This is a genomic window from Planomicrobium okeanokoites (assembly GCF_003428875.1).
GTDB lineage: Bacteria > Bacillota > Bacilli > Bacillales_A > Planococcaceae > Planococcus > Planococcus okeanokoites.
Genome location: NZ_QQRS01000001.1, coordinates 181,009 through 195,322, shown reverse-complemented (window position 1 = coordinate 195,322; position 14,314 = coordinate 181,009). Strand labels below are relative to the sequence as shown.

At 44.7% G+C, this 14,314-nt stretch carries 13 protein-coding genes; 2 read left to right on the top strand and 11 right to left on the bottom strand.

Annotation, left to right across the window (positions count from 1 at the left end; translation table 11 throughout):
* Position 1: 1 nt before the first annotated feature.
* The 11 genes from D2910_RS01015 to D2910_RS00965 all read right to left on the bottom strand — a co-directional run bounded on the left by D2910_RS01015 (position 2) and on the right by D2910_RS00965 (position 12,170).
* On the bottom strand, positions 2-472 hold the full coding sequence (locus tag D2910_RS01015; protein WP_377280298.1) for a prepilin-type N-terminal cleavage/methylation domain-containing protein: 471 nt from the start codon (positions 470-472) through the stop codon (positions 2-4).
* Positions 473-604: 132 nt separating this feature from the next.
* A complete protein-coding gene (locus D2910_RS01010; protein ID WP_117312122.1) occupies positions 605-1,816 on the bottom strand; it encodes a type II secretion system F family protein in 1,212 nt (403 codons plus the stop codon).
* A gap of 1 nt (position 1,817) precedes the next feature.
* Positions 1,818-2,864, bottom strand: a complete 1,047-nt coding sequence (locus D2910_RS01005) for a type IV pilus twitching motility protein PilT (protein ID WP_117312121.1) — start codon at positions 2,862-2,864, stop codon at positions 1,818-1,820.
* A 3-nt stretch (positions 2,865-2,867) separates the two neighbouring features.
* The gene (locus tag D2910_RS01000) at positions 2,868-4,526 is read right to left on the bottom strand and encodes a GspE/PulE family protein (protein WP_205854576.1); all 1,659 of its coding nucleotides are present in this window, start codon (positions 4,524-4,526) and stop codon (positions 2,868-2,870) included.
* 22 nt (positions 4,527-4,548) lie between these two features.
* Positions 4,549-5,922 carry a VanW family protein gene (locus D2910_RS00995; protein ID WP_165850121.1) on the bottom strand — a complete coding sequence of 458 codons (1,374 nt, stop codon included), beginning with the start codon at positions 5,920-5,922 and terminating at the stop codon, positions 4,549-4,551.
* Position 5,923: 1 nt separating this feature from the next.
* On the bottom strand, positions 5,924-6,349 hold the full coding sequence (locus D2910_RS00990) for a hypothetical protein (RefSeq protein ID WP_117312119.1): 426 nt from the start codon (positions 6,347-6,349) through the stop codon (positions 5,924-5,926).
* A 36-nt stretch (positions 6,350-6,385) separates the two neighbouring features.
* On the bottom strand, positions 6,386-7,912 hold the full coding sequence (locus tag D2910_RS00985; RefSeq protein WP_117312118.1) for a hypothetical protein: 1,527 nt from the start codon (positions 7,910-7,912) through the stop codon (positions 6,386-6,388).
* Between the two features lie 22 nt (positions 7,913-7,934).
* A complete protein-coding gene (locus D2910_RS00980) occupies positions 7,935-8,408 on the bottom strand; it encodes a PilW family protein (RefSeq protein WP_165850120.1) in 474 nt (157 codons plus the stop codon).
* Positions 8,409-8,431: 23 nt separating this feature from the next.
* Complete coding sequence (locus D2910_RS00975) at positions 8,432-9,010, bottom strand: PulJ/GspJ family protein (protein ID WP_117312116.1); 579 nt, start codon at positions 9,008-9,010, stop codon at positions 8,432-8,434.
* A gap of 217 nt (positions 9,011-9,227) precedes the next feature.
* Positions 9,228-10,931, bottom strand: coding sequence for a sensor domain-containing diguanylate cyclase (locus D2910_RS00970; RefSeq protein WP_117312115.1), 1,704 nt, complete (start codon positions 10,929-10,931; stop codon positions 9,228-9,230).
* A gap of 48 nt (positions 10,932-10,979) precedes the next feature.
* Positions 10,980-12,170 (bottom strand): bifunctional folylpolyglutamate synthase/dihydrofolate synthase, encoded by a 1,191-nt coding sequence (locus D2910_RS00965; RefSeq protein ID WP_117312114.1) that lies wholly within the window; start codon positions 12,168-12,170, stop codon positions 10,980-10,982.
* A 70-nt stretch (positions 12,171-12,240) separates the two neighbouring features.
* On the opposite strand from D2910_RS00965, the gene D2910_RS00960 reads away from it, so the two are divergent.
* Both D2910_RS00960 and D2910_RS00955 read left to right on the top strand, forming a co-directional pair.
* The gene (locus tag D2910_RS00960; protein ID WP_117312113.1) at positions 12,241-13,104 is read left to right on the top strand and encodes an ATP-grasp domain-containing protein; all 864 of its coding nucleotides are present in this window, start codon (positions 12,241-12,243) and stop codon (positions 13,102-13,104) included.
* On the top strand, positions 13,101-13,865 hold the full coding sequence (locus tag D2910_RS00955) for an ATP-grasp domain-containing protein (protein ID WP_117312112.1): 765 nt from the start codon (positions 13,101-13,103) through the stop codon (positions 13,863-13,865). Before D2910_RS00960 ends, D2910_RS00955 begins: the two co-directional genes overlap by 4 nt.
* Positions 13,866-14,314 lie beyond the last annotated feature (449 nt).

The window sequence follows — 14,314 nt, the reverse complement described above, 5'->3', positions numbered from 1 at the left end:
ATTATCTACCTGTAATTGTAATGCCGCCAACTGTTGTTCCACTCGCTGTTTTATTTGGGAAATCTGAAACCTGTGCTTTAGTAACAGATGGTACAGCCGGGTCTGCGCCAAAAGCCATTGATATAGTATCAGTAACAGCAGCGGTTCCAGCCATAGCAGCAGCAGTAGCACCTACTGCAGGTTTGTAACTAAATGCAGTTAAAGTTCCTTTATCATCTAAATAGCCGTTTAAATCAGTAATATCGTCAACTACCGTTTCAGAAGGATTGTCAGCTAAAAATAATTCCGCAGCTGCCATAGCATTTAGTGCATCTGATTTCGCCGCTCCTATACGACTATTCTCAATAATATTTCCAATCGCCGGAATCGCGATTGCTGCGATAATCGCCAAGATCACGATTACTGCCAAAAGCTCGATCAGCGTCATACCTTTTTCATTGCCCAATTTCTTTTTCAAAAATTTCTTCATCATCTCATTTCCTCCCTTTGACCTAATTTTTTAGTACTTTGTGAGTACATCTTTAGTATATCAATACTTATGAAATACGCAACAAAATTTTTCGATATTTTTACATTATTTTTAAATAATATAGTCAAAAACAAACTACATGTTGTCAATATTTTGAAACATTTCAAACATAGGTAGCATTATCGACATGACGATAGTCCCGACAAGCGCCGCTAAAACGACAATCATCAGCGGTTCTATTAACGCTTTAAGGCGATCCGTTTCCGCTTCCACTTCTTTTTCGTAGAAGTCGGCCACTTTATCCAACATATGGTCCAGCGAGCCTGTCTGTTCCCCTATTAGGATCATATGAGGAATCAACGGTGGAAACGCCCAGTGATTTTTCATTGGATCCGTCAATGAGCCGCCTCGTTCTAAATTATCACGTGATGCCAGGATAACTTTAGACATTACTGCATTGCCTACTACTTTTTCGACCATAGTTAATGCCTGAAGAATCGGAACAGAACTTGAGAACAATGAACTTAACGTTCTTGTTAAACGTGCCAATGCTGATTTTTTCATGATACGGCCGAATATCGGCATTCTTAGAAGCAACGTATCAAGCATCATCTTTCCTTGTTCGTTTCGCTTCATCATCCAGATTGCCATCGCAATTCCCAAACCAATCATTACTAATAAGTACCAATACTTAATTGTGAGATCACTTGCAGCCATAACCATCTGCGTCAGCATCGGCAATTCCCCGCCAAACCCTTCAAACATTTCAGCGAACATCGGAACGATTGAAGATAACAGGAAAATAACAACCCCGATTGCGAGCACCCCTACCACCAATGGATAAGACATCGCAGATTTAACTTTCTGCCTCGTTTGATACGCCTTATCATAGTAAGTTGCAAGACGATCTAACGACTCATCAATATTCCCCGATAATTCTCCTGCTTTAATCAGGTTGATTGTCAGCGGTTCGAAAATTTTCGGATGCTTTCGCAACGACTCAGAAAGCGAATTACCTTTGCGTAGATCTTCATCAATGTTGACTAAAGTCTTTCGCAAAGCCTTCGACTCCACTTGTTGAGACAGGATCTTTACGGAATCGACGATCGTCACACCCGCTCGCATCAGCGTTGAAAACTGGCGCAGGAACATGATGAACTGATCCCGTTTTACTGGGTTACCTAGAACAATATCTTTTTGCAGAGCCGTTTCAGCAATTTCACGGATTTCGATGACACGAACTCCATCATCACGTAATTTTTCGACCGCTTCACGGCGGTTGCCTGCTACTACGACCCCAGCTCGCACACGTTTCCGGTCTCGCCCTTCGTATTTAAAACGCGGCATCTTACTCCTCTCCTTCCAGGAAAGGCTGAGCGATTTGTCTCGTTATTTTGCCTTGTGCCAATAATTCCTGCACGGATGTCGACATCATATGCATGCCAGCTGCCCGGTTCGTCAGAATGACGTTCGGAATCTGGTGCACTTTTTCGGTCCGGATCAAGTTGGCTACTGCCGGGTTACTGATCATGATTTCAGTTGCGGCTACTCGTCCTTTGCCATCTGCTGTCGGCAATAAACGCTGGGCGATAACCGCTTTCAAAATACCGCCTAGCTGCGTCCGAACCTGCGATTGCTGCTCAGGTGGAAATACGTCAATGATCCGTTCAATAGTTGTAGCAGCACTCGATGTATGCAGCGTGCCCATTACCAAGTGACCTGTTTCTGCGGCAGTGATGGCGGTCATAATTGTTTCCAAGTCACGCATCTCACCAACCAGTATTACGTCAGGATCTTGACGAAGTGCTGCACGCAAACCGTTAGCGAAACTGTTCGTATCGAATCCGACTTCGCGCTGATCAATAATCGACGTACCATGTCTGTGAAGATACTCAATGGGATCTTCAAGCGTAATGATGTGCTTCGTCATTTCTTCATTGATATGTCGGATCATCGCCGCAAGTGTCGTTGATTTCCCCGAACCCGTCGGACCTGTAACCAGTATCAGCCCCTGATGGATTTCAGCGAGTTTCTTCAAGGTTTGCGGCATCTTTAGATCATCAACAGTCGGTACTATTGTCGGTATCGCACGGAATGCGTGTGATATAGAGCCACGCTGATGGAATGTATTGACACGGTAACGGCCGATTCCAGAGATAGCGTAAGAATAATCCATCTCGCCTTTTTCAAGGAACGTTTCCCATAGTGAATCAGGCATAATGGCTTTCGCGATCGCTTCGGAATGATCGGGTGTGATCATTTCTTCTCCGTAGCGGCGAAGGGTGCCGTGCATCCGGAAAACCGGCGGGATGCCGGTCGTCAAATGGATATCGGAAACATTCAGTTCTTTGGCTGCAGTCAAAACTTTATCGATATAAGTCGTCGTAGTCAGCATAGTCTATTCTGCAATCGCAACGCGGAGAACTTCTTCCGTGCTGGTCATGCCCTCCTTCACTTTTAATAAGCCGTCATCGATCAGGAAGATGGTTTTATTTTTCACGGCAATTTCACGGATTTCCGCAGCTGAACCGTTTCTGTTGATGATGTTCTTCATGTCTTCATCAACAACCAGCACTTCGTGGATTGCCATACGGCCGCGATAGCCGGTCATATTGCATTGTGGACAGCCTTTGCCTCGTGCGACCACATCAATCGTTAAGCCGCGCTTGGCAAAAATCTCCTGTTCCCGCAAAGTCGCTGGTTCAATGGCTCGGCAATCCCGGCATACTTTACGGATTAGACGCTGGGCGACAACTGCATTGAGTGAAGCCGTTACGAGGAATGGCTCGATGCCCATATCCATCAGACGAGTGATCGAAGCAATCGAATCGTTCGTGTGAATCGTGCTCAACACCAAGTGGCCCGTCAACGAGGCACGAATCGAAATATCTGCCGTTTCCTTGTCCCGGATTTCCCCTACCATGACGATATCGGGATCCTGACGAAGAATGGAACGGAGACCCGCCGCGAATGTCAGTCCGACATTCGAGTTCACCTGGATCTGGTTGATGCCTTCCAGCTGATACTCAACCGGATCTTCAACGGTGATGATATTCACTTCTTCACTGTTTAGTTTGTTTAAAGCCGCATAAAGCGTCGATGATTTACCTGAACCAGTTGGACCGGAAATCAATACGATGCCGTTCGGCTTTTCAATTTCACGCATAAAGCGTTCCATATTCGTATCGTTGAAGCCAAGTTTCGAGATATCGGTCAAGTTCGCGCTTAGATCCAAAATCCGCATTACGATTTTTTCACCGAAAACAGTCGGCAACGATGACACACGCAGATCGATCGGACGGAAGTCGACATTCGTCTTGATCCGGCCATCCTGAGGAATGCGGTTTTCAGTGATGTCAAGATTTGCTAAAATCTTGATCCGCGCTGTGACCATTTGCTGCATCGTTTTCGGCAACGTGCGTTCAGTGCGGAGCGAACCGTCAATACGGTAACGCACCAGGACTTTATTTTCCTGCGGATCGAAATGGACGTCACTCGCTTTTTGCGATACGGCGTTTGAGAGAATCTGATTTACGAGGCGCACGATCGGCGCATCGAGGTCATTCAGTTCTTCCTGTTGCTCTTTGGTCACTTCCGGCAATTCATCCAGCAGGTCGTCGTACGATTCTTCATCATAATATTTCGCGATGGTTTTCATGATATCGTCTTTCGACGCGATTGCCGGCTCGATGTTGAAACCGGTCGTCAAACGCAGATCGTCGATCGTGATGATGTCCATCGGATCGGTCATGGCGATATACAATTTATCGTTTTCCCGCTTCAGCGGCACCAGCATCTTCCGCTTGGCGACTTCTTTTGGCACCATATTAAATAATTTCGGATCAAATGGATAACGGTAAAGCGTAACGTGCGGGATGCCAAGCTGTACTTCCAGTGTTTCGATCAATTGCTGTTCGGTGATGATCCCTCTTTGCAGGAGTGCATCCCCGATTTTCTGGTCGCTTTGCTTGCCCTCAAGTACGCTGAGTAATTCTTCTTCGGTCAATAGGCCTTGTTCGATCAATAAATCGCCAAGTTTCTTTCTTCTGACTGCCAAAGTCCCACCCCCTTCATAACGGTTAAGGATCAATCTGATTTCCACCTTTATCGTATTCTGGATCTTTCTCTTCATCATCAGGTATGCCGTCCAAATCGGAATCGATTACCGGATCTGTTGATGGCGGCGTGGTCGGCGTCGGCAACGGAATCACAATCGTGCCGTCCGGATTTTTTATCGTGCCATCAGGATGCGTGATCGTTCCGTCCGGATTCGTTATCGTTCCATCAGGATTGGCGACCGGAGCCGGTGCTTCCGCTTTCGTCAGCGGATACACTTCGATGCGGTGGACTGGCGGATAGAAATCCGTCGAAATGACTTCAACTTCCAGTTCTTTTCCATCCGACTTGATTGCGCGCGATACTTCCACGATTACACCGTCACTGCCTTCTTCTTCCACCACTGTGCCGGAAGTGACGAAAGCACTGAACTGGCGAATCAACCGCGGTTCAAGTTCCTGTTTGCCGCCGGTTAGGATTTCATACGTGTTCACAAACGGCATGCCGGCAATTTGTGATGTTAAGCGTGTACCGTCTGCTGATAATTGCAGATTGAAGGCACTCGCGTTAACGTTTGTGAATACAAAATCGATTCCGAGGTTCCGGTTGATTGCTGCTTCCTGTCCTAGCGGAATCGATGTAGGAACCACTGTGCCGATGCTGCGTTCGTCAACCAGGAAATTTGTCTTCAAAACCGATGAGTAGATAGCGGATGCGATTTCGGTCAAATCTTCATCCGTTACATCAGCCGGCTGCATTTCATTGATGAAATCAAGGAATGAAAACTGCGTGCCTGCTTCTATTTTGTAATCATTGAGAGCTTTGACGACTTCCTGCGCACCCGAACTGGAGAAAGAATGGCTCCAAGACGTTTCAGCTACAGTCTCATAACTGACGCCCAGCGTATCGTCGCTGATCGTCACTCGGCTCATCGCCTGGCCGGATTGTAAGGCAAGTTCCATTTTTTCATTGATAACTGTAATATCCGCTGCTGAAAAAACGGCTACCGGAAATTGTCGTTCAAGGAAAGTGCGCGTCGAATCTTCCGAAAGCTCGAAGACAAAATCATTTTGTGCACCAGTCTGTGCACTGGCTACCGTTTCGTCCAATAAAATCTTTGCATTGTCCAATGGATATGACGCCGTCACATCCTGATACGTGACAAGCAGTTCAGCAGTCGAGCGCCAGGATTCCACTTTGCCTGTGAACACCATGCGCGCATCCGTCAACTCCATATTGGAAACATCCGTCGTACCGATATATGTATTGCTCCCGAACTCCTGAGCCGGGAACAGCCATTTATCTGCAGCAAACGAGCCGGCGTTGGCAACGCCGAAAACCAGAAAAGCGGAAGAAGTGATCGTCAATAGGGTCTTACCAAATACCTGATTATCCAACTTAACGCTCCTCCCCGCCCACACCGATTGTCTGCATGGCAAATGATTTCTTCTCTTGTACTGGTTCATCGTATAGCGAACGTTCCGCTTTCACTGGCGCAGCATTCTCTTCAAGAGAACCTGTTTCCACATGAACCGCCTTTTGTCTTTTCTCTTTCCGCTCATCCGCGATACGGCGTTTCTCAGCCTTTTCCATTTCATCGATTTTCGCGTAAACAATCGCGCCAATCATTGAAATGGCGACAATTGCCAACAACGGAATGTAGAAAGCGAATTCAAGCATCTGAAGAAATGCTGAAACGAGTGCAGCAGCGACAATCGAACCGGCAATAAGCATTCTCTTTGGCAGAGGAGTCTCTTTAAACTGGAAGTAAGCAAGCGGCAGGATGAGCGCCGCTGTTATGACGGTGATGAAAATTTGGATCATATGTGAATCCCCCTTTGTTGGTGGTGCTTTTTCTGTTTAGTATTCGACGTCCATATCAAATATAGGGTCGAGGTTATCAACTACTGAAACATCAGTTAAATCTGAAATAGTATATTTTAACGTAAGTCCACAAGCACTTAAGAAAGTGGTATAGTCCAATTCTTTTACCACAGATTTATTTCTCTCTACAGCATTGTTCCCGGTTAAAACAAATTCCGCGTTTGTATTTCTGCTAAAATAGATCAATAATCCTCCGTCAGAAAACGTAGTTCTATTCTTTATATCTGCTAGATCGGTAGGATCAATTTTGTCTATATCAATACAAAATCTTGCCGATTCGCCCACATTAAAATTTTGATTAACATTACCGAAGTCTAGAGTTGACTGCGGCATAACTCCGTTTACTTCTTCACCACCCAATGCTATTAGGTTGGTGTTGACCATACCTTTAAAGTTAATCCTTACATCTAGTTCCTTTAGAACAATCGTTTGTTTGTCACCTGTTAAGTCACCTAAATTTTGAATGTTGTTATCAACTGACCACATTCCATTAATAATAAAGTTAACGCCTTCAAGATTATTCATATTATTACTTGCATCTATATCCCCCTCGGCAATCACCACTGAAATTCCATGAAATTCAAAACCATTACATGAATTCCCTGGGATACCGGGGCAAACATTAGATAAAAAGTTATCAGTATGAACTCTGAAATCGGCTGGATCCAATCCTTCTGCCAAAATATCGTTTATAAAGTCTTTGAGATTCTCACCTGAACCTAAGGTACATTCTATAATTCCAGTTGCAGTGCCTGCATCTACCTCTGCCAATAACTGAGCGCATGTTTTAGCTGGCATTTCTGAACTGAAAATGTCTGAATAGGTTATACCATCTTGAATTAATGTTTCGGTATAGATAGTTAGAGGATCCGATGGATTAAGAAAAGTCTCAGGGACTTCAATGCTAAAGATTGCTTCCAGAGTCTTTATCACTCCATCTGAACTTCCTTCCATTTCAAGCAGGACTTTAATCTCTCTTATCTTGGTATCTGTAACACCTACAGCTGAAACGTCTTCTCCCAGTTGATTGAGTTTAGTCGCAGTTGCCGATTTAATGGAATATTTGATCTGGTCTGCTGAAAACGGTAAAAATTCATCACCTTGCATATCCACTAATTCGTCCACTTTATTCAAGATCAAAGTGACGTATAAATTAAGCATTTCATTATCAATAGCTTTTTCTTTATTGGTTATTTCAAGCTGCTCATCACAAGTGGTGTCAGTTTTCGATTGGAAACAATTGCGCAATTCCAATAATTTGTCCCGTGTTTTACCTGTGACTTCTTTGGTAATCATCCTGAGGTCGCGCTGAAAATCCGTGGAGAAATATCGAACTCCCATTTCAGCAGAAGCGACCGCTTGATTAGAAGTATCAATAGTCTTCTCTTGCTTCGCATTGCTGAGAGAACCGGCCATAAATGTTGCAGAAATTCCAAGAAATAAAACAACCATTAATAGAACAACTAATAAAGCATAACCATTCTGGTTTTTAAAAAACTTCATCTTTTTTGCTCCCTTCGAATAATTAGTTGGTTATTATTCTAGTTAAAGAGGTTTTCAACTCAACTGATCTTGCAGTTTTAATGGGATCTGCTACTTTCAAGATGAAGTTAACATGCTGTTTTTTTGGTTCTATCATGGATGTGCTGCTCCAGGAAGAAAAGTCTGTTCCATTTATGCTGCCACTATATAGATATGAATTGTCAGTAAGCCTTGTAAAAGGTTCACAATCCACAACTCCTGTTAAGTCATTATCATTGCAAGTACTGATTTCGAGATTGCCTCCCATCAGCCGCAAGTAATAATAATCATTTCTTCTGTGTTCTGCTGAAAGTTTAGTAATTATAATATTTGCATCCTGTTGTAACATCGTTTTACTGGTCTCGGCTGCGCCATGCTTCATTCCAATCGTTAATGTGCTCCAAGCTGCAATCGCAATAACTGATACTAATGCCAGTGCAGCGACTAATTCCACGAGCGTAATGCCTTTCTCATTCATGCTCATAATCCTACACCAGCTTTCTAATTAATATCAGTCTCCTTATAAGGTATAAAAGAAAAAGTTTCACTGCTTAAACGATAAGTTCCACTACCCGGTTGCGTTTCTAAAAGTACTTGAAGATGTACTTTATGTAATTTCACGATGTCTTGTTGCGCGCAGCTGCTGGCGGAAGGCGGTGGAGCTGCAGGATCAGGTTTTTGATAAGCCTCGCATTCCAAATAAACATCGGCGATATACAGGTAATCGCTGGAACCAGTATTATAGAACCGTTTATATTCGGATGTTCCTGGATCACCTGCGTTCACTGTATAAGATAAACCTAAAAGCTTTGATTCAATTTCGCTTTCAGAAAGAAAATTTGGCGCCTCCCCATTTAAGGAATTATATTGTCTTTTCCACAAATCCTGCGCCGTTATCGTCGCCATCTCCTGCCTCGCCAAGTTCATGGTGTCCAATTTCGCTTCTGTCTTTTCATTAAATAATGTCATCTGCGGGAAAATCGTCATGATGCCGACAAACAAGATACCCAGAATTACCAGTGCTGCCAATACTTCGACCAATGTTAATCCTTTTTCATTGCTGCCTGAGCACTTCCTCATTCCCAACCCCCCATGGACTATTTAATCGTTAATGTACAAATATTGGAAATTTAGCCTACCATATGATTTAAATCCTAATTACTAACATTATTACACTTAAATTCTTTTCTTGCACTATTTTTTTGCATATTTTTCTGCTTTATTTCTTAGATATTTACCAAATATTTTTCTTGAATAGTAAAAAAGACTGAAAACCGGTGTTTCTCCGGCTTTCAGTCTATTTTGTGTAGGCTGCAACTTTATTTCTTCCCGCCTGTTTGGCTCCGATGTAGAGCGCGCGGTCAGCGTTGCGGATCATCGCCATGCCATCATCGCTGTCATCCGGTGCGGATGACACGCCGATACTCATGGTAATCTTGATCGGAATCGTGCTGCGGTCTTCATCCAGATCACTTTGGATCATGAATTCGCGTTTTTCGATTTCCTTGCGGATGTTTTCCGCAAATAACATTGCCAGCTCTTTACTGTAGTTTGGAAGGAGCACTACAAACTCTTCACCGCCGTACCTGGCGACAGTCCCTTCTTTTCCCACGATTTCCGTCAGCAGGTTGGCCAGGGCGACCAGTATTTCATTGCCGCTTTGGTGGCCGTACTTGTCATTGATGCCCTTAAAGCGGTCGATGTCCATCATGACAACGGACAGATTGCGCAGTTCGCCGCTATTGACCTTGGCCATGCTCTTTTCAAGAGCTTCATCAAGATAGCGGTAATTATACAATTTCGTGAGGCCGCAGCGTTCGCTTTTGGCAATGGCTTTTTGGATCAGCCCTGCTTTTTCCAGCGACACTGCAAAGTACGTACTCAGGATATCCATGATTTGCAGCTGATGATGGACGAATGCATGCTTACTTCTCGAACCCATCACAAGGACCCCTTCGATCCGGTTGTTCCGGGAAATCGGTGTCGCCATCAAGCTTTCAGTATCATTTGGCATATAGCCGCTAGCTATCCCTTTCCACTGCGCTTTATTGTCATAGATATAGGAAGTATTGTTGACAATCGCGTTGCCGGCAATGCCTTCATTATATTTAACAGGTTCAACGTCGAGTGATTGGAACTGATTATCTTCGAACATACGGAGCATTAGAAGTTTGCCGTCCCGGTAATCAATGACATAAGCATAATCCGCTTGGAATAAATCCGTTACCTGGATGACGAATTGATCCAGCACCTCATCTGTAGAAAGACGCGCCGCCAATTGATGGCCGATTTCACCCGCTTTTTTCAGATCGCTGTTCACTTTTTCCGAGTTATTATACATGCGCATGATGGCGGTCATCGTGAAGAACGGTATGCCCAGCAGCAATAACGCCGTCAAGCCGATATAGGTTTCAGAAATGTATAAGGCGATGGCAAGTGGAAAGACCAGCAATGTGATAGAAAAATCCCAGATCGTATCGGTCGAAAAGAAATCCTTGTGTTCACCGAGAATCCTTACATATACGTAGAGGATCAGCTGGTTCGAAACTACGGAAACCATTTGGAACAGCAATCCATATATCAGGATATGGCCAAGATCCAGTGAACCGATTTCGCCGCCCGCGAAGATGAAAGATAATCCGGCAAGTGAAGAAATCGCGAAAAACATCATGGAGTTGAATGGAATCCGGATGCTCAGGCTTTCGGAAGTGCGCAGCCTCAAGATTACGATCAGCATGGTGATCTGCGAAAGAATTACCTCAGCGAAAAGCCCATACTTCAGAAATACGGCGACTGTCAGCCATTGCACCAGATAAGTCGGTACACCATTGATGTTCATCGGCAGCAGACAGGCCAGGATGAAGAATGCCAGATAAGCAGCGGCATCAACCAGGGATATCGTTGGCGGCGGGAAGTATTGATAAATCAGGTAAAGGCCCGGTGGCACAATGAGAGCCCAGAGTGTCCACAGAACTGCTTTTCTTTTCTGTACATTATCCATAGCAACTTCTCCCCTACTAGGTTCTCTCTATTGCCAAAGAAATTTTGATTAATCGGGTCTGTAATGTTCAAACATCGAATAATTTCGTTTTCTCAGGATCGCTAAAAGGTAAAGTGAACCCGTGACTATTGTCACTTCATTTTTACTAGATACAGGTAATATATCACAATCATTTAGAATTGTCTTTATTTTACTACTACTTTTTGAAAATAAAATCTGTGCCGGTAAAGCCCGTTCATTTTCAAATTTCAGGAAGGTGAAATGGTCGCTTATGGTTTCCAGTTTCCGCAGTATCGCTCCGTGGTCTTTATCCTTTAACAAACCCATAACTATATGTATTTCGCGGTCCGGATAGATTTTTCGGACTGTTTCAACCAAAGCATCCACACTGGCTTCATTATGTGCGCCGTCGAAAATCACATCCGGATATACTTCTTCGAATCGGAAAGCCAGTGTCGCTTCGGATAAACCTAATATTCCCAAATGTTCTTTAAATTGGTTTTCTAATATGTTTTCAGCAACGAGCAATGCTAAATCAGCGTTTGCTTTCTGATGCTGGCCTTTCATTTTTAATTCACCTTCAAATAGGTCTTTAGACTTCAATATTTCCGAACTCATCTTTTCAGCAGTGGTACAGATTACCTTTTCCGCTTCTTCCGGCAGCTTCCCGATGGCTAACGGTTTCCCTTTTTTGATGATTCCCGCTTTATGCCAGGTAATTTCAGCAATTGTGCTGCCCAGGAAATTCGTATGTTCAAGTGATATGCTCGGTATGACGGAAATCAGCGGATCGATGACATTCGTGCTGTCAAAACGTCCGCCCATACCGGCTTCGATGATGATGAAATCCGGCTTTCTTCTATAAAATATGAGAAAAGCAGCGGCTGTCAGCAATTCGAAATCGGTCAATGGTGTCTGAACCTTCGACAACTGCTCAAATGCCGCTTCGAAATCCGCTTCCGTTGCCGGCTCCCGGTCTATCTGAATCTGGTCATGCACGTCTTCAATGGCAGGCGAAAAGAAATTGCCCACTGACTTGCCATGCTGCATAAGTATAGCGGCGATGAACGCCGCTGTAGAACCTTTGCCGTTCGTGCCGGCGATATGTATGAACTGATGATTTTCATGTGGATTGCCCAGTTCCTGCAGTGCTTGTTTTATTGCGTCCAAACCAGGTTTGATGGATGTGTCGGAGGCAATATTCCATTTTTCTTTATAATGATCAAGTCCCGTAATCATCGAAAACCTCTTTTCTTCCTTTAAACGTGATACAATTTTTTTATAAGTATAGCATGAAGGTGGTATGGAAATGGCCGTATGTTGGATCATTTATAATGGAAGTTTAATCTCCGAAAAATTTATCGACCAGGCGGAATTGGTGGCGGAAGCTGCCGAGAGAGCCGGTGTGAAAACGCGCATCATGAAAAATAATGATGTTGTGATGGATCTGTTGTCGGAAATGGCATTGCCTGATTTCGCGGTCATGCTCGACAAAGACATCCTGCTTGGCTATTTCCTGAAAAGCCGCGGCATCCCCGTCTACAACGATCCGGCAATCATCGACCTCTGCGACAATAAAGCCAAGCAATACATAGCGCTTGCGGCTGCCGGCCTCCCTATGCCGGCTACCATCATTGCGCCGAAAGTCTATCCCGCCTTCTCTATCCGGGAATCGGGTTATTTCGAGAAAGTGCTCGAACGATTCGGTCTTCCGATGATCATCAAAGAAGGACATGGTTCATTCGGCATGAAAGTTTATCTGATTGAAACAGAAGAACAGTTCTATGAAAAAGTGGAATCGCTCCGCGGCATCGATTTCGTATTTCAGGAATTCGTCGAATCCAGCCGGGGACGTGATATCCGCGTCAACATCGTCGGCGGTGAAATCGTCGCAGCCATGTACCGGGAGTCGAAAACCGATTTCCGCGCCAACATCACAAACGGCGGCGAAGCGTCCCCGATTGAATTGACGGAACAACAGAAAGTCATCGCCATTGCGGCAGCCCGTGCGACCGGTGCAATATTCGCCGGAGTCGATCTCCTGTTCGATATCGACGAACAGCCGCTGGTCTGCGAAGTGAACGCCGCCGCCCATATCCGCAATATCTTAAATGTCACAGGCATCAATGTCGCGGACGCCATGATCGCTTATATACTGGAGGACGTTCGATGATCCTATTGTACGAAACCGCGGACGCCAAGCGCAATGAAGCATTTATCCTGGAATTGCAGCGATTTGCCGATTTCGAATTGGTTTGCTGGGACGATTGGAGCGAAGCTGGACTGGATGGCCTGCTTGAGAAATTGAAGAGCCAGACTGTTCTGTTTCGCTGCCGTCGCCCTGAAGCAGCCCGTTATTTGGAAGACCGTGCCGTGCGTCTTGTGAACCGCGCCGAAGTGAACCGGATCGCCAATAATAAGTGGCTGTCTTATCAGCTGTTTCAAGTATTAGGGATTCCGGCGATCACCACTTACCGCGAACCGCAGGAATTTCCGTGTGTCATTAAGAGCGTCGACGGCCACGGCGGCCAGGAAGTTGAGATGGTGGAATCGGCTGATTCTTTGCCAGCTTTTTCTTCTGATGTTATCTATCAGCCGGTGGTCCCGCATACAGCCGACATACGCGCTTATGTCATTGGTGATGAAGTAGTTGGTGCTGTAAAACGCAGCTCGGAATCTTCATTCAAGAAAAACTTTTCGCTCGGCGCCGAAGTTGAGCGGTATGAATTAGATTCCATTCAGGAACTGCATGTATTGAAAATAGCCCGCGCCGTGAAAGCTGACTATATTGGCATCGACTTTCTTCTGCTGGAAGACGGCCGCCACCTCTTCAATGAAATCGAAGATCCCGTCGGTGCCCGCTCCTTCTACCAGACGCACGAAGATAATATCGCTGAACTATTGGTTCGGCATATAGAGAAAAAGTATGACTGACATCAACCTTCTTTCTTGGAGCGTGAAGGGCTTGGTTTGAAAAACATTCGCCGCGGCGAATGTTTCTGGGATGGTTCCCGCTGCGCGGAAACCATCCGATCCGATCGGGTTTTTCCTTGTATTGTGTTTCATTTGGTCGTTTGGGATTGTGAAATACGAGTGTGATTTCCAGTTAATTGGATGTACTGTCCATTAGAGTATGTTTACTGTCCATTATCAGCTGAATACTGTCCGTTAGAGCACAGTTACTGTCCATTAAGCATCCTTTACTGTCAATTACGTTTTTTAAGTTTAAGATTTATAAAAAAGAACAGTCATATTAGATAGGTTAGAGCTATCACCTTAAACTTAATTTCCAATATTTGGACTTACTTTCCAAAACACCTAGAATACTTTCCAATTGAACCCGAATACTTTCCAGTTCAGCCTAAATACTTTCCAATTTGGCT